16 protein-coding genes are annotated in these 17,401 nt (G+C 44.6%); 11 read left to right on the forward strand and 5 right to left on the reverse strand.

Going from position 1 to position 17,401, the window contains the following annotated elements; translation table 11 throughout:
• Window positions 1-196 precede the first annotated feature (196 nt).
• Window positions 197-1,516: an amidohydrolase gene (locus Q0394_RS08190; protein WP_298946696.1), complete on the forward strand. Its 1,320-nt coding sequence runs from the start codon at window positions 197-199 to the stop codon at window positions 1,514-1,516.
• A gap of 74 nt (window positions 1,517-1,590) precedes the next feature.
• Here Q0394_RS08190 and Q0394_RS08195 read toward each other — a convergent pair whose 3' ends face one another.
• The 5 genes from Q0394_RS08195 to rarD form a co-directional block, all read right to left on the reverse strand.
• Complete coding sequence (locus Q0394_RS08195; RefSeq protein ID WP_298946698.1) at window positions 1,591-3,303, reverse strand: reverse transcriptase family protein; 1,713 nt, start codon at window positions 3,301-3,303, stop codon at window positions 1,591-1,593.
• Between the two features lie 135 nt (window positions 3,304-3,438).
• On the reverse strand, window positions 3,439-4,719 hold the full coding sequence (locus Q0394_RS08200; protein ID WP_298946701.1) for a dihydroorotase: 1,281 nt from the start codon (window positions 4,717-4,719) through the stop codon (window positions 3,439-3,441).
• Complete coding sequence (locus tag Q0394_RS08205) at window positions 4,716-5,648, reverse strand: aspartate carbamoyltransferase catalytic subunit (RefSeq protein ID WP_298946703.1); 933 nt, start codon at window positions 5,646-5,648, stop codon at window positions 4,716-4,718. Before Q0394_RS08205 ends, Q0394_RS08200 begins: the two co-directional genes overlap by 4 nt.
• Window positions 5,649-5,714: 66 nt before the next feature.
• Entirely contained in the window at window positions 5,715-6,173 is a 459-nt protein-coding gene (locus tag Q0394_RS08210) for a hypothetical protein (protein ID WP_298946705.1), read from the reverse strand.
• 32 nt (window positions 6,174-6,205) lie between these two features.
• Window positions 6,206-7,096 (reverse strand): EamA family transporter RarD, encoded by an 891-nt coding sequence (rarD, locus tag Q0394_RS08215; RefSeq protein ID WP_298946706.1) that lies wholly within the window; start codon window positions 7,094-7,096, stop codon window positions 6,206-6,208.
• Between the two features lie 163 nt (window positions 7,097-7,259).
• On the opposite strand from rarD, the gene Q0394_RS08220 reads away from it, so the two are divergent.
• The 10 genes from Q0394_RS08220 to Q0394_RS08265 all read left to right on the forward strand — a co-directional run bounded on the left by Q0394_RS08220 (window position 7,260) and on the right by Q0394_RS08265 (window position 17,389).
• A complete protein-coding gene (locus Q0394_RS08220; RefSeq protein WP_298946707.1) occupies window positions 7,260-8,597 on the forward strand; it encodes a class II 3-deoxy-7-phosphoheptulonate synthase in 1,338 nt (445 codons plus the stop codon).
• 236 nt (window positions 8,598-8,833) lie between these two features.
• On the forward strand, window positions 8,834-9,784 hold the full coding sequence (locus Q0394_RS08225; RefSeq protein ID WP_298946708.1) for an NAD(P)-binding domain-containing protein: 951 nt from the start codon (window positions 8,834-8,836) through the stop codon (window positions 9,782-9,784).
• Between the two features lie 2 nt (window positions 9,785-9,786).
• A complete protein-coding gene (locus Q0394_RS08230; RefSeq protein WP_298946710.1) occupies window positions 9,787-11,769 on the forward strand; it encodes a vesicular transport factor Uso1p in 1,983 nt (660 codons plus the stop codon).
• Window positions 11,766-12,461 (forward strand): methyltransferase, encoded by a 696-nt coding sequence (locus Q0394_RS08235; protein WP_298791655.1) that lies wholly within the window; start codon window positions 11,766-11,768, stop codon window positions 12,459-12,461. Before Q0394_RS08230 ends, Q0394_RS08235 begins: the two co-directional genes overlap by 4 nt.
• Window positions 12,458-12,835: a YkgJ family cysteine cluster protein gene (locus Q0394_RS08240; RefSeq protein WP_298791654.1), complete on the forward strand. Its 378-nt coding sequence runs from the start codon at window positions 12,458-12,460 to the stop codon at window positions 12,833-12,835. Before Q0394_RS08235 ends, Q0394_RS08240 begins: the two co-directional genes overlap by 4 nt.
• Entirely contained in the window at window positions 12,811-14,076 is a 1,266-nt protein-coding gene (locus Q0394_RS08245) for a hypothetical protein (RefSeq protein WP_298946712.1), read from the forward strand. Before Q0394_RS08240 ends, Q0394_RS08245 begins: the two co-directional genes overlap by 25 nt.
• On the forward strand, window positions 14,073-14,858 hold the full coding sequence (trpC, locus tag Q0394_RS08250) for an indole-3-glycerol phosphate synthase TrpC (RefSeq protein ID WP_298946714.1): 786 nt from the start codon (window positions 14,073-14,075) through the stop codon (window positions 14,856-14,858). The genes Q0394_RS08245 and trpC overlap by 4 nt, the downstream gene beginning before the upstream one ends.
• Before the next feature lies 1 nt (window position 14,859).
• A complete protein-coding gene (locus tag Q0394_RS08255; protein WP_298946715.1) occupies window positions 14,860-15,357 on the forward strand; it encodes an HIT domain-containing protein in 498 nt (165 codons plus the stop codon).
• Window positions 15,358-15,420: 63 nt separating this feature from the next.
• A complete protein-coding gene (locus tag Q0394_RS08260; RefSeq protein WP_298946717.1) occupies window positions 15,421-16,632 on the forward strand; it encodes an ankyrin repeat domain-containing protein in 1,212 nt (403 codons plus the stop codon).
• Window positions 16,633-16,642: 10 nt separating this feature from the next.
• Window positions 16,643-17,389, forward strand: coding sequence for an SDR family NAD(P)-dependent oxidoreductase (locus Q0394_RS08265; protein WP_298946719.1), 747 nt, complete (start codon window positions 16,643-16,645; stop codon window positions 17,387-17,389).
• Window positions 17,390-17,401: the final 12 nt, after the last annotated feature.

A 17,401-nucleotide genomic window follows, 5' to 3' on the forward strand; every position in this document is an offset into this window, starting at 1 on the left:
TACAGTTTTAAAACCGACCGAAATATCCACGGCAAGAAAAAGTAAATTTAATCAAATTTACGCCAAACAAGCCGGCTTGCAAAAATCAGCATTAAAATTATCATTATTCGGCTCAAATTTAAGCTTTTAAAATTAATCTTGATGTATAATATATCTTTAAGAAAAATAATAAAAATTCTAAATTTAAGGAGCAAAAATGGACGCAATAGGAGCAAAAGTCGAAGCGCTAAAAGACGAAATGGTGAAAAATAGGCGGTTTTTTCACTCACATCCCGAGACTGGATTTTTCACGTTTTTTACGACGGCAAAGATCGCTAGCGAACTAAAAAAACTCGGCTATAGCCTAAAAATGGGACGCGAGATAATGAAGCCCGAAGCTAGAGCGGGTCTTGGTAGCGAAAAAGATAAAGAAAAATATCTAGAACGCGCAAAAAGCCTGCTAAGCGCCGACGAGCGCGAGTTTTTACCCGTGATGGAAGATGGGCTCACGGGCGTGGTGGCCGAGATTGATACGGGTAGGCCGGGCAAGACGCTTGCGTTTAGATTCGACATCGACGGCGTGGATGTGACCGAGAGTAAGGATGAGGCGCACAGACCGTTTAAAGAGGGCTTTAGAGCCGATATAGACGGCATCACGCACGCCTGCGGGCACGATGGACACATCACGATCGGCCTAGCGATGGCTAAACTCATCGCGCAAAATTTAGATGATTTTAAGGGTAAATTTAGATTTATATTTCAAACCGCCGAGGAGGGCACGAGAGGCGCCGTGCCGATGGAGCAAGCGGGCGTGCTAGAGGGCGTGGACTACCTACTAGGCGGTCATATCGGCTTTCAGGCAAAGACTAGCGGCGGCATCATCTGCGGTACGAACAAGCTTCTTGCGACGTCGAAATTTGACGTAAATTTCACTGGTAGATCGGCTCACGCGGCGGGCGCTCCGCAGGAGGGGGCAAACGCGCTGCTAGCGGCAGCTCAGGCGGCTCTAGCCATGCACGGCATCACGCGCCATGCCGACGGAGTTACGCGTATAAACGTGGGCGTTTTGCGAGCGGGCGAGGGACGAAACGTCATCGCGCCAAACGGCTACATAGCCTGCGAAACGCGCGGCGAAACGACCGAGCTAAATGAATTTATGTTTCAAAAATGCATGGACATCGTCGCAGGCGTCGCGCAGATGTACGGCGTGCAGTACGACGTGAAGCTAGCCGGTGGCACGAGCGGCGGCGACAGTAGCGAGGAGATCACGGACATCTACGAGCGCGCCGCGCGCCAGTCGCCTTTTATCAAAGATGAGCTCATCGTGCGGGATCTAAATTTCGGCGCTTGCGAGGACTTCGCACACTTTATGCACGCCGTGCAAAAAGCAGGCGGCAAGAGCGGCTACCTGATGATCGGCACCAAGCTCGCCGCTGGGCATCACAACGGCGCATTTGACTTTGACGAGAGCGCGCTGTTATCTGGCACGGACGTGTTTTTACGGTCGGCATACGCGATAAATGGCAAGGACGCGTGAGGGTTTGACTGGTAGTTGCGAGCTGTTTTGTTATATTGCAAAATAGCTCGCGATACTCTAATTATAAAAGCTTTTTAATTCATTATGTTTTTATTGATTTTCAAAAAATCATTTTTATTTTTATTTTGCCTTGAGTAGTATATTTTATTATTATTATCTACAATTAGTCTTATTTTACTTGATAATTTATTTAAATTTCTTAATGTAAATGGGTATTTTTGATCTTCTATTTTTTCTATTAATTTTTCCTCTTTGGCAAGGCTACAAAAGGTTCCTAAGATATAATCTGGTAGAGTTGATAGAATGTCTTCTTTAGATATTTTTTCTATTTGAAATTTTGTAGAATGTTTTTCGTTACGCAAGTAACTACTTAATTTGTTTGTTGATATTTTACTGTTCTCTTCATAGCATATATAATTATTTGCATCTCCAAAACGATTCAATAGTATTTTGTTAAAAACTTTACTAAATAGGTTATAGTACAACTCTTGGTATTCTTCTTTGGCTACTTTTTTATTAAATTTATCAAAAATGATAAAAGCTTCGTATTCTAGCCCTCTTAATAAATCTTGGACTTTGATTTTTATCTCTGTATTATCGCTTGTATAGTGGAAAAGACCTTCTTTCTCTATAAACTCATCTCTGGCATCTATCAGAAAGCTATTTTTTAGATCGTATAATTTTTGAATATTTTTTTTCTTATCTGAATCGCCAATTATGGAAACCACACATATTGCTAAATACTGTTTATCTGCGTTAATTATAATTTCGCTTTCATCTATATAATGAAAGATACGTTTGGCTGTAGTTACCTTGAAAGTTTTAGCCGATGCATTATCTATTGTACAATTATTATTTTTTAGAATTTCCAAAAAAGTTTTTTTATATTTTTCTCCTAAATCCTTTTCTATTCCAATTATATATGCAATTTCTCCATATAATCTTTTTAGTAATTCCTCTTCTGAATTACTCCCAAAAAATTTATTCATATAATATAATTTTTGTCTAACTTTTCTTTTTAGTCTTTTGGGCACTCTTGGATATTCTCTGTTTGAGATACTTAGTCCAGTAACATATTGTGGTTGCCCTTGTATTGCAAATAAAGTTTTTTGTTTGTTTAGCTTAAGATTATATTTGTTTAGTATTTTTTGCAAATCATCTGCTTTTATAAAATTATTTTCATCTGAAGAAAAAGTAATGTCGTCCCCGTATCTAGTATAAACAACATTTTTAGCTATCGAGGATATTATGTCTGCATCCAATTCATAGCAAAATAAATTTGCTAATAACGGACTTGTATTTAAGCCTTCTTTTAATGCATTATTATATGTGCATAGATTTGAAAATAGTTCGGCAGCTTGCTTTTCGTAGCCAATCTTAATAAAAATATTTTCAATACTTTCTTTTTTAATTGATATAAAAAAGTCTTCAATATCAAATTTATATAGGTAATATTTATTAAGATGCTCTTTTGAATTTGATACTGTATTTTTACCCCTTAAAAAACCATGTGCATATTGTGAAATATACTTGTCATAATCGCTGTATATAATTTTTTCTAACTCATTTAGCAATTCTTTATAAAAAACATTAAAAGGTTCATTAATTTTTAATACTTCTCTAAAGCTTGTTGAAAATTTTTTGTTCTTTTTCTTTAGCTTTAGTAGCTTAAAATAATCACTTTGAGTTTTTGTGTTGTCTGGCTCTTTCATAAATCCCAGAAAGCCAATATTGGTATTAAAACTTTTTGCTATAGCTTCTAGTGAATTTAGTTTTCTTATGTCCAAGTGTATACCTAAAAACGAAAAGGGGTATGGAATAAATAGGATTAGATTGTAATTGACTTACCACCGAATACGATTCGCATTCCAAATTATTTTTCCATACCCTTTTATAATTTTAGCATAATAAATCTAAATATTCTACGCCACTACGTTTGGAAACTCAAACACCGTTTTGCCGCTTTTTATCGTGATTACCGCCGCTCCTTTTAGCATTTTGCCTAGCAGCGGGGAGTTTTGGGATTTTGATTTATTTAGGTTTTTGTCGTATAGATACTTGAAATTTGGATCGATTATCGCGATGTCGGCGAGGTAGCCCTCCGCGATCACTCCCTTGTCCTTTAGTTTTAAAATTTTAGCCGCATTATAGGACGTCAGAGCCGCCATCTGCTCGATACTTATCACGCCGTCGTTTACCAAATCTAGCGTCATAGGCACGAGTGTTTGTAGGCCGAGTATTCCAAAAGGCGCCTTGTCAAATTCTAAAAATTTCTCGTCGTTGTGGTGCGGGGCGTGGTCGGTCACGATGACGTCGATGAGGCCACTTTTTAGGCCGTCTCTGATCGCCTCTACGTCTGATTTCGTGCGAAGCGGCGGCGACATTTTAAAATTCGTATCGTAGCCCAGCAGCTCGTCCTCGGTGTAGGTAAAATGGTGCGGCGTCGCCTCGCAGGTCACGTTTATGCCGGCTGCGCGAGCCTGTGCGATGAGCTTTAGCGACCACTCGGAGCTAACGTGCGCGATGTGGATGTGGCCGCCCGTTAGCTTGGCTAGCAGTAGATCGCGCGAGACCATGATCTCTTCTTGCTCGCGCGGCATGCCTTTGATGCCTAGTATCGCCGAGACACGGCCCTCGTTCATGTGGCCGCCGCGGCATAGCGAGCAGTCCTGGGAGTGGTTGATGACGAAGCTACCGAAGTGCTTTGAGTACTCAAGCGCGTATCTCATCACGTCGCTGCTGGCTACGGGCAAACCGTCGTCGCTAAACGCCACTGCGCCCGCCTGCGTCATATCGCCCATCTCCACGCACTTTTTGCCGTCCATCTTGCTCGTTATCGCACCGATTGGTAGCAGATCGATGAGGCCGCGGGCTCTAGCTTTAGCTACCATATCGCGCGTGACGACGGCGTTGTCGTTTACGGGATTTGTATTTGCCATCGGGCAGCAGGTGGTTACGCCGCCGGCGACTGCGGTCTCGGAGCCCGTGTTTATGTCGTCTTTGTACTCAAGGCCGGGATCGCGAAAATGCACGTGCATATCGATTAGACCCGGCATCACGAGCTTGTCGCTAGCGTCTATTACTTTATCGGCTGCCGGTTCGTCCGCGGTGATGAGAGCGATCTTGTCGCCCTCTATCAGGACGTTTGCTTTTTTCGAGCCGTTATGATTTACGATCGTGCCGTTTTTGATGAGAGTTTTCATTTTGCGCCTTTGTTTTTGATGAGAGTATCTAGGATCGCCATCCTGACGGCGACGCCGTTTTCGACCTGATTTAGCACATGCGAGTAGCGCGGATCATCGGCTACGTCGGAGTTTATCTCGACACCGCGGTTTATCGGGCCCGGGTGCAGGATCATGACGCCATCTTTGGCGTATTTCATTTTGGCTTGGGTTAGGCCGAAAAATTTGGAGTATTCGCGCACGGACGGAAACGCTATCTCGTCATCCTGACGCTCGAGCTGGATACGTAGCATAATGATGACGTCCGAGTCCTCGATCGCCACTTGCATATCGGTGCAAATTTGACAGCCGAAAGCCTCCATACCCGTTAAAAACATCGGCGGGCCAAAGAGCTTAACCTTGGCTCCGAGCGTTTTTAGGACGTAGATGTTTGAGCGAGCTACGCGGCTGTGAAAGATATCGCCGATGATGGCGACCGTGAGATTTTCTAGACTGCCACGATTTTCCAGTATAGTAAAGAGATCAAGCAGCGCTTGGCTAGGGTGTTCGTTGAGTCCGTCGCCGGCGTTTACGACGTGAGCGTCCGTGTTTTCGGCGATAAATTTAGCCGCGCCCGAGCTGTAGTGGCGCACGACTACGATATCCGTTTTCATCGCGACGATGTTGTGGACGGTATCGATGAGTGTTTCGCCCTTTTTGGTGCTGGAGCTTGAGGCGGTGAAATTTATAGCGTCGGCTCCGAGGCGCTTAGCCGCGATCTCAAAGCTCGTTCGCGTCCTAGTCGAGTTTTCGAAAAAGGCGTTTACGGTCGTTTTGCCGTAGAGCGACTTTGCTTTCTTGGTCTCGGAGTTATTTAACGCCTTAAACTCCTTGGCTAAATTTAGGAAATGGTAAATTTCGTCTTTGTTTAAATTTGCAGCGGTTACGAGGTCTTTTTTGGTATAGCTCATCCGTTTTTTCCTTAGAAAGATAGAGTTAAATCAAAAAAGCGATATTACCCCGTTTTTACTTAAGGTTTAATTTTGCAGCTTGCTAAACTCCGCGCCCAGACGCTCTCTAATCTCGTCGCCCGCGCGCTCGCCGTCTTTGAAATTTTCAGTAACGAGATCGTCTAGGCGGCTAAGCACCTCAAAGAGCTCACTTTCCCATTTGTCGGGGTTTCTAGCGGTGTTCATCGTTTCGATAAACGTTAGCTTCTTGCTCATCTCACTTAGACTTTCTAAAAATTTTTCTTTGAGATCCTCGTTTTTTAGGGCGTCGTCGTAGAGTGCTTTCATCTTTAGTTCTCTTAGCTCGCCGTTAATGATCTCGCAAAAATCCTTGTACTTTTGCACCGAAATTTGACGCGCGGCCTCGGGGGAGCTGTTTGCTAGAGTGCCGTTCTCGTCGATCTTTCTCGTTAGCTTTTGTATCTGCGCGTAGAGCACGAGCGCGGCTATGACGCAGATGATGGCGTAAAATGCGATAGATGACATTATTTTTTTCCTTTTTTGATTTAAATTTGCGGTTATACTGAAATTTTGCTTTTTTTACTATAAATCGCGCTAAAGCTAACCACCGCAAGCGCGCTCCAGATCAGCAAAAACGACAGCGCTTTGAGCGCGCTAACTTGCTCGCCGTAGTAAAAAACGGCAAGCAAAAGCTGCATCGAAGGCGAGATATACTGCAGGTAGCCGATCGTGCTCAAATTTAGCCTAGTAGCCGCCGAGTTAAAAAGCAAAAGCGGCACGACGGTCGCAGGTCCGCAAAGAGCTATCAAAAGCCCGAACCACGAAAAGCTAAAGTGGTTTTGCCCGCTAGCGGCTACAAAAAATAGCGCAACGAGCGCGATAGGAGCTATGAGTGCGGTTTCGACGAAAAGCCCTTCTAAAGAGGGCACGCTAAGGCGCTTTCTAATGAGCGAATAAAATCCAAACGTGATAGGCAAAATAATAGAGATGATAGGTAGGCCGCCCGCGTCGTAAATTTGCACTCCGATAGCGACAAAGACTATGCCGACAGCAAATTTGCCCGCGCGCGATAGCTTTTCTTTTAAAATCAGCACGCCAAGGAGCATATTTACGAGAGGATTTATGAAGTATCCTAGGCTGGTTTCTACGATCTTACCGATATTTACGGCGTAGACGTAGATCCACCAGTTTGCGGCGATGAGAAGCCCCGTGACAAATAGCCAAAACGTGGTTTTTTTGTCGCTTAAAATTTTCTCCGCAGCGCCTAGTTTGCGGCCAAATTTGAGTAGCAAAAACAAAAGCAGCACCGACCAAACGATACGGTGAGCGACGATCTCGGTGGCCGAAAGCGCGCTGAGTTGTTTAAAATAAATAGGAAAAACGCCCCAGATCATAAAGACCGACAGGCCGTAGATGAAGCCGATTTTGGTTTGATTTTTGTCTTGCATTTTTCCGCTTTTTTGGCGAAATTATATTTATTTGTCGTTAATCAAAGCTTATGTGACTCAAAAATGCGCAGCGAGGGCAAATTTGGGGCTAAAATTTAAAATTTTATCTGTAATAAAAGTTCTTTTAGCTAGAATCGGGGTTATTTTTAAAAAAGGTTTAAAGATGTGGAGTAGAGATTCGTGGAGAAAATTTAATATCTTGCAGCAGCCAAGCTACCCCGACGAGGTCTTGCTAAAAAAGGCCGAGGACAAGCTAAAGACGATGCCGCCGCTAGTTTTTGCCGGCGAGGCTAGAAACCTAAAGCAAGACCTTGCTAAAGTTTGTAGCGGCGAGGCATTTTTGCTACAAGGGGGCGACTGCGCGGAGAGTTTTTCAAATTTTAACGCCGTAAATATCCGCGATATGTTTAAAGTGATGCTGCAAATGGCGATCGTTTTGACGTTTGCCGGACGCTGCCCTGTCGTAAAAGTAGGGCGCGTGGCGGGTCAGTTTGCCAAGCCTAGAAGCTCGGACTACGAGGAACAAGGCGGCGTAAAGCTACCGAGCTACCGCGGCGACATCATAAACGGTTTTGAATTTAATGCCGAGGCTCGCGTGCCCGATCCAAACCGCATGATCGAGGCGTATTATCAAAGCGCATCCACGATGAACCTGCTTCGTGCCTTTTCTCGCGGCGGTCTAGCCGATCTGCACGAGGTAAATCGCTGGAACCTAGGCTTTATCAAAAAGCCCGAGCTTGACGCTAAATACGGCGAGCTAGCCAGACAGCTGAGCCAAACCCTAGCGTTTATGGGAGCTTGCGGCATAAACGCCTCAAATACTCCTGCGCTTAGCGAAACTAAGGTCTACACCTCACACGAGGCGCTTTTGCTGCCGTACGAGGAGGCGCTAACTAGAGAGGATAGCCTCACCGGCGACTGGTACGACTGCTCGGCGCATATGCTTTGGATCGGCGAGCGCACGCGCGGCGTAAACGACGCTCACGTGCATTTTCTAAGCGGCGTTCATAATCCTCTAGGCGTAAAGATCGGACCAAACGCAACCGCGCAGGACGTCATCGCGCTCGCAAATGCGCTAAATCCGCAAAACGAAGCGGGTAGACTAAATGTGATAATCAGAATGGGCGCGGATAAAATCGGCGAGCGGTTACCGAAAATCCTACGCGAAGTAAAACGCGAAGGGCTAAATATCGTTTACAGCATCGACCCGATGCATGGCAATACGATAAAGGCGGCAAACGGCTACAAGACGCGCGAATTTGATAAAATCCTAGCCGAAGTGCAAAGCTTTTTCGAGATACATCGAGCCGAGGGCACGCATGCTGGCGGCGTGCATCTAGAGATGACGGGTCAGGATGTGACTGAGTGCACGGGCGGGTCGTTTAAGCTAAACGAGGACGATCTAGCTCACAGATACGAGACGCAGTGCGATCCGCGCCTAAACGCCGATCAGTCGCTAGAACTTGCGTTTTTAATCGCCGAGTTTTTAAAGAAAATTTAGCTTTAGCGGGCGTAAATTTGATGAAATTTGCGCTCTTAAATTTAATGCGCTTCAAATTTGACTCTCAAATTTACCAAATTTATATGAGCTAAATTTGCTCCTGCTCGACTTTTTCCTTCCAAATTTGACTGTTTTTGTCTTTTTTAAATCAAATTTATCCCAAATTTCGCGAATTTCTTAAAATTTAATACAATTTTCGCTACATTAATGAAAAATTATCAAATCGGAGAGAATCAATGAGCGATGTTTACGACATTATCGTGATAGGCGGCGGCCCTTGCGGCATCGCGACCGTCGTAGAGGCGAGAGCCAATGGATTAAAAAAAGTTTTGCTTCTCGAAAAGGGCGACAACCACAGCCAAACTATAAGAAAATTTTACAAAGACAATAAGCGCGTGGATAAAGAGTATAAAGGTCAAGACAGCACCATCCACGGCATCGTATCCTTTGAGGACGGTACAAAGGAGAGCACGCTTGATTATTTTGATAAGCTGCTAGACGAGGAAAAGATCGAGGCCGTGTTTAACTCCGAGGTCGAAAGCGTAAAGAAAAAGGACGGTTTGTTTTTCGTGCACACCGCAAAGGGCGACTATCAAGCCAAAAACGTGATGATAAGTATCGGTAAAATGGGACGCCCGAATAAACCGGACTACAAGATCCCACCTTCGCTAAATAATGTTATAAATTTTAACCTAAACTCCTGTTCTAGCGGCGAAAAAGTCCTCGTAGTAGGCGGCGGTAACTCGGCCGTAGAGTACGCCATCGAGCTATGCCAATACAACAAAACTACGCTGGCGTACCGTAAGGATAAATTTAGCCGCGTAAACGACGTAAACGTAACGGCGCTGTGGGAACTAGAAAAAGCAAATAAGCTAAAAGTGCGATTAAATCACGATATCGCCGAGATCGAAAATGAATCAGGACGCGTTAGAGTGCACTTTTCAAACGGAAAAATCAGAGTCTACGACAGGGTCGTCTACGCTATCGGCGGCTCGACTCCGGTGGATTTTCTACAAAAATGCGGAGTTGAGCTCGACGCAGACAAAGATCCTGTCGTAAACGAGCACTATGAAAGCAGCGTGCCCGGCCTATATATCGGCGGCGACATCGTGCTAAAAAACGGCGGCTCGATCGTACTCGCGTTAAATCATGCGCATAAGGTAATCCAAGACATCAAGGAAAAATAGAGTTGAGAGCGTTAAATTTAGTTTTATTTTTTATCTGCGGTTGTTTGCTCACGCTGGGCGGGTACTATTTGTATTTCGAGTTTGCAAAACCGTCTGCAAAGTCTACGGAACTCGCCGTGCAAATAATGAACGTCGAAGAAGCGCCTAAAAATGAGGGCGCAAGTACTACGAATGAGACAAATTCGGCTATCCCAAGTCAAGCTTTGCCGCAGGAAAAGTATACTAAAAATTTGGACGCAAATTATACGGACGCGCCTATTTTAGGCGACGAGGACGAGCTAAAAGAGCAAATCCGCGTCCTGCGCGCTCAAAATAAGCTACTCTATGACGATAACGTCGATCTAGTGAGCAAAAATCTAGAAATCTCAAATATCTTAAGCGATCAAAAAGCCGAACTGGAAACCAGGCGAAAACAAGCCGCCAGCGCTAATGACAAACAGCGTATAAGCGCGATCGACGAGCTAAATAAAAAACTAGCCAAAGCGCAAGAAGAAAACGAAAAAAATAAAAATTTAGAGCAAAATTTGACTTCTCTTCGTAGCGAGATCAAAGCTCTAAAAACCGAGCTCGAGAAAAAGCAGAGTGAATTTGACAAATCAAGCGCCAAAACGCAAAGCGAAAGTCAAAATGCTCTAAAACGGCTCGAGGCCCAAAACGACGAGCTAAAAAGCGAAGCGCTATCTAGTAAGGCTAAATTTGAAAGCGAACTAAGAACGGCAAACGAAGAGACTGCAAAACTAAAGAGCGAAAATGCTAGGCTCGCAAACGAGCTGGGCCTAAAAGATAGCGAGATAAAAAGGATCGCTAGCGAGTATAACGCTCAGGCGCTAAATGCTCAAAATTTATCCAAAAGCAGGATAGAGGCTCTAGAAAAAGAGCAAAACGCGGACAGAAAAAAAATCAGCGAGCTTGAAGCAAGCCTGGAGAATGCAAATAAAAAAGCCGAGTCAAAAGCTAAGCTAAAAGCGATAAATGATGAGCTAAACGCGACTAATAAAGAGTTGGCCGCAAAGCTCGAGAAAGAAAAACAAGGATTTGAAAAAGAGATTGAACAAAACGAGGCTATATATAAAACCGAGCTTGAAAAGCTAAAAAATCAGCTCGAAAACGAGCGCCAAGAGACTGAGCGAAACGTATCCGAACTAAAGGCTAAAATCTACGAGTTGGAAGATCAAATTTCGCAAAAAGATAGTTCACTGCAAAATGCGGAAGCTAAGGTTGCAGAGCTAAACGAGTCGCTAAATATCCAAAAAGAACTGCTAGAGGACGAGATCGCCGCTGGTAAAAAAAATATCCAAAACTATAAAATTTTAAATAACAAAATCACGACTTTAGTTGAAAACGACATCAAAACAGCCAAGGAAAACAAAGAGCAACTAGATGCTCTAAATGAGCTTTTGACGCAAAAAGACGCAGAGCTCGCGACTCTAAGAAAACAGATACAAGACGGAGCTAAAGATTTAAGCGATACGAAGGAAAATTTAGCTAAAACAAGTACACAAAAAAACATCGCAAAGGGCGAAGTGGCGCAGATACTAACCAAAAACGAAGAGCTGATGAGCGAAAATGAAAATCTAAAAAAGATAATCCAGCTAAATTTTAGAGCCGAAGTGCCTAAAAAAGTTGTTTTCATCGCCTCGGTCGAGTGTTCTGATATGAGCGCGGGCTCAGACAGGCCGACGCAAGTTTGCAAAAACAAGGTAAGCGACTTTTTGCAGAGTTATAATTCAAATTATTATTTCGAGATCACGCCGATAGTGAGCCGAGGTAACTTTATCGCCACGTCAAAAGCGGCAAAAGTGATCCCGCAAGACGAGCTAGAAAAGATCAACTCATATGCAAATTTCGGTATCGGCAAAGAGCGCGCCAAGGTTGCCGGCGAGATGATAAAAGATGAATTTGGCGACTTTTCGCGTATATCGTACAGTAACGACATCATCACTTCTCAAGATAAGCAAGGATTTATCATCAAGGTATATAGATGATAATCACTCAGCCCAAAAACGGCTACCGCTACAACAGCGACACGATGTTTTTGTATGACTTTATCCGTGAGGGCGGAGTGTGCGGCGAGGTGCTAGAGGTTGGTTGCGGTAGCGGGGTTTTGGGGCTGCTTTTAAAGCGCGATTTTCCTAAAATTTCGCTTAGCTTACTTGATATTTTAGAAGCTAACGTAAATTTGGCCGCCGCAAACGCTAGCCAAAACGGGCTTGAAGCCGAGTTTATAACGTCTGATTTTGCTAAATTTAAGAGTGAAAAAAGATATAATCTCATCGTCTCAAACCCGCCCTTTTACCACGACGGCGCGAAAAAAAGCGAGAACGAGCACCTTCGCACCGCTAGATATAGTGAAAATTTGCCGCTTAGCGAGCTTGTGGGTAGCGCAAATTCGCTGCTAAAGCCGCGCGGAGTTTTTAGCTTTTGCTACGACGCTAAGCGTATATCTGAAATTTTGCTTTGTTTGAGCGAATTTAAATTTACGCTTACTAGGCTTTGCTTCGTGCATCCAAAAGCGGACGGCGCGGCAAATTTGGTGCTAATCGAGGCTAAAAAAAGCTCAAAATCTTTGACTCAAATTTTACCGCCGATTTTTGTTTTTGAAGGCGGCGTTTATAGTAAAAAGGCGGCTGAAATTTTTGCCGCGGCAAATACGCAAAGCAAGGATGCGGCGGAGTGAATTTGCTAAGACAAAGCGGCTTTGGTTATGAATTTGACGCTAGCAAGTGCGAGCTGTGCGGCGGCAAATGCTGCACTGGCGAGAGCGGCTATATATGGATAAGCTCCGCGGAAATCTCGTCATTGGCGCAGCATCTAAAAATGAGTGAGGATGAGTTTAGATCGCGATTTTTAGATAAATTCGGATATAAATTTAGCCTCAAAGAAAAGCCCTACGACGGCGGGTTTGCGTGCGTTTTTTTTGACGAAACGGCAAAAAACTGCTCGGTTTACGACTTTCGACCGAGCCAGTGCCGCACCTTTCCGTTTTGGGACTATTTTAAGGATAAAATCAATGAATTGGAGAAAGAATGCGCGGGAATAAGGCGATTTTAAAATTTATATTGGCGGCCTTGCTTGTTTGTTTTGCTACCGCCAAAGACGGCTTTGATGAGAATTTGTACGTTATCAAGGCGCTTTTGGCGGTGGAAAACGCTAGGCACGACGAGGCGACCGAGCTTTACGAGCAGCTTTACGAAAAAACTAAAAACACGGACTATCTAAAAGAGGCGCTCAGACTCGCGTTTTTTTCTAAAAACGTAAATTTTAAAAGCATTTTAGCGCTCAGCCAAAAGGTGTTAAAAGACGACGTGGACGTGCTTCGCATACAGGGCGCAAATTTGATGAGCGAAAACAAACTAGACGAAGCCGCAAAGATAATGAAAGAGCTCGTCAAAAAAGAGGACGTCTCTAAAAATCACGTCATGCTCTCTGCTGTTTACTCGATGCAAAACGATAACAAAGCCGCTCTAGGCGAGCTTGAGCGCGCATATGAGCTAGATAGGAGCGTTGAGAATCTGCTACGCATAGTCGATCTTTTATACAATAAAATGAACGACAAAAAAGAGGCGATCAGGCATCTGGAGAGCTCACGCCGAATCGACGGCTGCGAGGTAGAGACCTGCACGGCGCTAGTAGATATCTACGCGCAGGACGGCCGCTACTCTGATATGATCGATGTTTACGAGAGTCTTTTTGAAGCGACGAAAGAAAAGATATATCTAGAAAAAGCGCTTGGCGTCTACGTCTATCAAAAAAACTACGACGCTGCGATCAAATTTTTGCAAAAATACTCCTACAACGACGATGCGCTGATGGATCTTTACGCCGCGACCGGGGATTTTGGCAAAGCGTATAAAAAGGCGCAGGAAGCCTTTGATAAGAGCTTTAATCTCGAATATCAAGCCAAAATGGCGATATACCAATATGAAAGAGACACAAACAAACAAACCAAAAAGATAGATAAAGATAGTCTAAAGCAAGTCATAAATAACTTTGAAAAATCAGCCGTAAAGCTAAATAATGCGCTATATCTAAACTACTACGGCTACCTACTCATCGACCACGATATAGACGCGAAAAAAGGGGTAGAGCTGGTAAATAGAGCCCTCGAGCTAGAGCCGGGTTCGGTGTTTTATCTAGATTCGCTAGCGTGGGGATACTATAAGCTAGGCGAGTGCAAAAAGGCTGACGAGATAATGCAACAAATCCTGCACGACGAGGAATTTGTAAATTCGCCCGAGGGCAAAGAGCACATAAACTCTATCAAAGAGTGCCTAAAAAAGGGTAAAAAATGATATTGGATCAGATAATCGAACGAACGAAAGATGACTTGGCGCTGCGAAAGTCGCAAACGCCTTTTGAAAAGCTGCAAGAGCTCGCGGCGAAAAATCCGCGCGAGATAAAAGACGCGGTAAAATCGCTAAAAAGCAGCGCAGACGAGCCGTATCGCATCATCGCCGAGGTCAAAAAGGCAAGCCCTAGCAAGGGACTAATAAGGTCAAATTTTGCGCCCGTAGAGATAGCCAAAGAGTATGAAAAAGGCGGCGCAAACGCTATCTCGGTTCTAACCGAGCCGCATTTTTTTAAAGGAAATTTAGAGTATCTAGCTGCTATCAGACGCGAAAGCTCGCTGCCGCTACTTCGCAAGGATTTTATCGTAGACGAGTATCAAATTTTAGAAGCGCTCGTTTATGGAGCCGATTTTATCTTGCTTATCGCAAAGGCTCTTGGTGTGGGTGAGCTAAAGCGGCTGCTTGATTACGCGCGCTCTTTGGGACTTGAGGCCTTGGTCGAGACGCACGACGAGGAGGATGTAGAAAAGTCAAATTTCGCATGCGCAAAGATAGTCGGGGTAAATCACCGAAATTTAAGCACATTTGAGATGGATATGAGCCTTTGCGAGAAGCTGTTTTCTAAAATAAAAAATGCAAGTGTCATAGTCGCTGAAAGCGGTATCTATGAGCACTCGCAGCTAAAAGAGCTTCACGCTCAAGGAGCCGACGCGTTTTTGATAGGCGAGCATTTTATGAGGCAAGAGGGCTTGGCAAAAGCCGTAAAAACCGTAAAGGAGGGCTGAGATGGAGCACATTTGCGCACCGTGGAGGAGCGAATATTTTAGTAAAAAGGAGCAGGGCTGCGTCTTTTGCAACGTCGTAAATCATCCAGAAAAAGACGCGCAGACTGGTGTTTTGTTTCGCGCAAAGCGGTGTTTTGGGATTATGAATCTCTACCCGTATACGCCCGGGCACTTTATGGTGATACCCTACGTGCATACCGATAATATCGAAAGCCTAGATGAGCAGACCTGGATGGAGATGAGCGCCTACGTGCGCGAGGGCGTGAAAACTTTAAAACGCGAGTTAAATGCGGCTGGCGTAAATATCGGGATGAATCTGGGCAAAGCAGGGGGTGCGGGTATCGCAGAGCACGTGCACTATCACCTAGTGCCGCGCTGGAGCGGCGATACAAATTTCATCACCTCCATCGCCGAGGTGCGCGTAAACGGCGTTCCATTTACTCCGCTTTACGAGAAGCTAAAAGCCGCGTTTGCTGATGTTTGCTTTAACGAGCGGTAAATTTATTTTTACCAAATTATTTTTTGGTAGAATTATCAAAATAAAAAGATATTAAGGCATGCGATGAGATTTATTTTGCCGATATTTTTGTCATTTTCTTTTGTTTTTGCTAGCTTTAGCTGTGATGACGCTTTGGTTGATAAGCAGCGATTTTTCTCGCAAAATTTAACCTTTTCGGGAGGATTTGAGCCAAACTGCAACGACTCTATCTTGGGGCTAAAAGAGGTTCAAATTTTACTCTCGGTAGCGCAAAATATCCGCTCCGAAAGCCTTGCTTGCGTTGGAAATTTAGCGACTAAGAATTTAAACGAGTTTAAATTTAAGATTTTAAAAGCCTCCTATGCACCTGAAATTTACGCCAAAGAGCTAGAAAGTCCCGACGAATACGAAAAACTCGTAGCACAAAATAGAGCCAGGCTTCGCTACTGGGGACATCAAAGTTTAAGTAACTTCACGGTTTTTAAGGACTTTAACAAAGACTACAACGCCGCGCTTGAGCCGCTCGTAAACTACTACAAATCAAATTTTAAGATAGACGAAGGCAGCGCGATTTATTACGCTTCAAAGGTTGCAAACGAGTTTTTAAAATTTGCCGCCGCGACTCTGCAAAATGGCGATATGGACGAGTTTGCGAGAAAGGTTAGCGACCCGACCTTTACAAAATACGGCATCAATGAGGCGATATATTCGGGCGCCGTCTCGCAAAGCTCGCTGCAAAACGCCTTTAACGCCGCGCTTCTTTACGAAAAAAGCGAGGACGTGATAAAAGAGTTTTTGCGCGCGGGGGTAAATTTAAACTACGGCTTTGAGAGTTCGCTATTTTTCGCGCTTAAAAATTTAAATAACGTAAAGCTCCTGGTTTCTAGCGGTGCGGACGTAAACTATGCAAACCTGCTCGGCGTCACTCCGCTTTTTAAGGCCGTGCAGCTAAACGACATAAATTTGGTCAAATTTCTGCTTGAAAACGGAGCTTTGGTAAACAAAAGGCTGATAGACATGAGCACCAAGCTTGCATATAGCGCAAATTTAAGCGTCCAACTACCAAGCTTCGTGAAGCTCTGCGACTTTGATGAGGCGTCAAAAAGCGTGCTGATGAGCGCCGCGGGGGCGGCTGACGTGGAAATTTTGCAGCTTTTGATAGATAACGGCGCGGACGCGCAGGCAGTGGATGATAACGGACTAAACGCCCTAGACTACGCGATCATCGGTAAAAAAGAGATCAACGCACAGTATCTAAGGGCGATGGGGCTTGAGTCAAATTTGATCACCGAATAAGGAGAAAGATATGAAAGGAACGGCTTTTATTACTGGAGCTACTTCGGGTTTTGGCGAGGCGATAGCTAGGGTGCTCAGCCGTGAAGGCTACAAGATCGTAGCGCTCGCTCGCCGTAAGGAAAGGCTCGAAGCCTTGGCAAAAGAGCTTGGAAATACCCACATCATCGTCGCAGATATCCGCGATAAAAAGGCGGTTTTTGACGGTGTGGCAAATTTGCCGCAGGAGTTTCGCGATATCGAAGTGCTCGTAAATAACGCAGGCCTAGCGCTGGGACTTGAAGGCGTGGCAGAGACTAGCATCGAGGACTTTGAGACGATGGTCGATACTAATATCAAAGGCTTTTTATACTCGACCAAGGCCGTTTTGCCCCTCATGATCGCGCGAAAGAGCGGCTATATCTTTAATCTAGGCTCAACCGCGGGCGCATGGCCGTATCCGGGCAGTCACGTTTATGGCGCTAGCAAGGCGTTTGTGAAGCAGTTTAGTAGAAATCTGCGTAACGACATCCGCGGCACCGGCATACGCGTGACCGAGATAGCTCCAGGTATCTGCAAGACCGAGTTTAGCGAGGTTCGCTTCGGCGGAGATAAGGCTAAAGCCGACGCAGTTTACGAGGGCGTGGAGTACATAACTGCTGAGGATATCGCGCAGATAGTGCTAAACTGCCTAAATATGCCTCACCGCGTAAACATCAACGTCGTCGAGGCGATGGCGACGCAGCAGACTTGGGCCGGGCTTTTTATAGAGAAAAAGTAGGCTTTTGTTGTT

Source organism: uncultured Campylobacter sp. (genome assembly GCF_938039205.1).
Taxonomy (GTDB): Bacteria; Campylobacterota; Campylobacteria; order Campylobacterales; family Campylobacteraceae; genus Campylobacter_A.

Excerpts from the sequence above, each read along its gene's own strand:
- Q0394_RS08190 (WP_298946696.1), top strand. The coding sequence starts at position 197 with ATGGACGCAATAGGAGCAAAAGTCGAAGCGCTAAAAGACGAAATGGTG.
- Q0394_RS08200 (WP_298946701.1), bottom strand. The coding sequence starts at position 4,719 with ATGAAAACTCTCATCAAAAACGGCACGATCGTAAATCATAACGGCTCG.
- Q0394_RS08205 (WP_298946703.1), bottom strand. The coding sequence starts at position 5,648 with ATGAGCTATACCAAAAAAGACCTCGTAACCGCTGCAAATTTAAACAAA.
- Q0394_RS08210 (WP_298946705.1), bottom strand. The coding sequence starts at position 6,173 with ATGTCATCTATCGCATTTTACGCCATCATCTGCGTCATAGCCGCGCTC.
- rarD (WP_298946706.1), bottom strand. The coding sequence starts at position 7,096 with ATGCAAGACAAAAATCAAACCAAAATCGGCTTCATCTACGGCCTGTCG.
- Q0394_RS08220 (WP_298946707.1), top strand. The coding sequence starts at position 7,260 with ATGTGGAGTAGAGATTCGTGGAGAAAATTTAATATCTTGCAGCAGCCA.
- Q0394_RS08225 (WP_298946708.1), top strand. The coding sequence starts at position 8,834 with ATGAGCGATGTTTACGACATTATCGTGATAGGCGGCGGCCCTTGCGGC.
- Q0394_RS08235 (WP_298791655.1), top strand. The coding sequence starts at position 11,766 with ATGATAATCACTCAGCCCAAAAACGGCTACCGCTACAACAGCGACACG.
- Q0394_RS08245 (WP_298946712.1), top strand. The coding sequence starts at position 12,811 with ATGCGCGGGAATAAGGCGATTTTAAAATTTATATTGGCGGCCTTGCTT.
- trpC (WP_298946714.1), top strand. The coding sequence starts at position 14,073 with ATGATATTGGATCAGATAATCGAACGAACGAAAGATGACTTGGCGCTG.
- Q0394_RS08255 (WP_298946715.1), top strand. The coding sequence starts at position 14,860 with ATGGAGCACATTTGCGCACCGTGGAGGAGCGAATATTTTAGTAAAAAG.
- Q0394_RS08260 (WP_298946717.1), top strand. The coding sequence starts at position 15,421 with ATGAGATTTATTTTGCCGATATTTTTGTCATTTTCTTTTGTTTTTGCT.
- Q0394_RS08265 (WP_298946719.1), top strand. The coding sequence starts at position 16,643 with ATGAAAGGAACGGCTTTTATTACTGGAGCTACTTCGGGTTTTGGCGAG.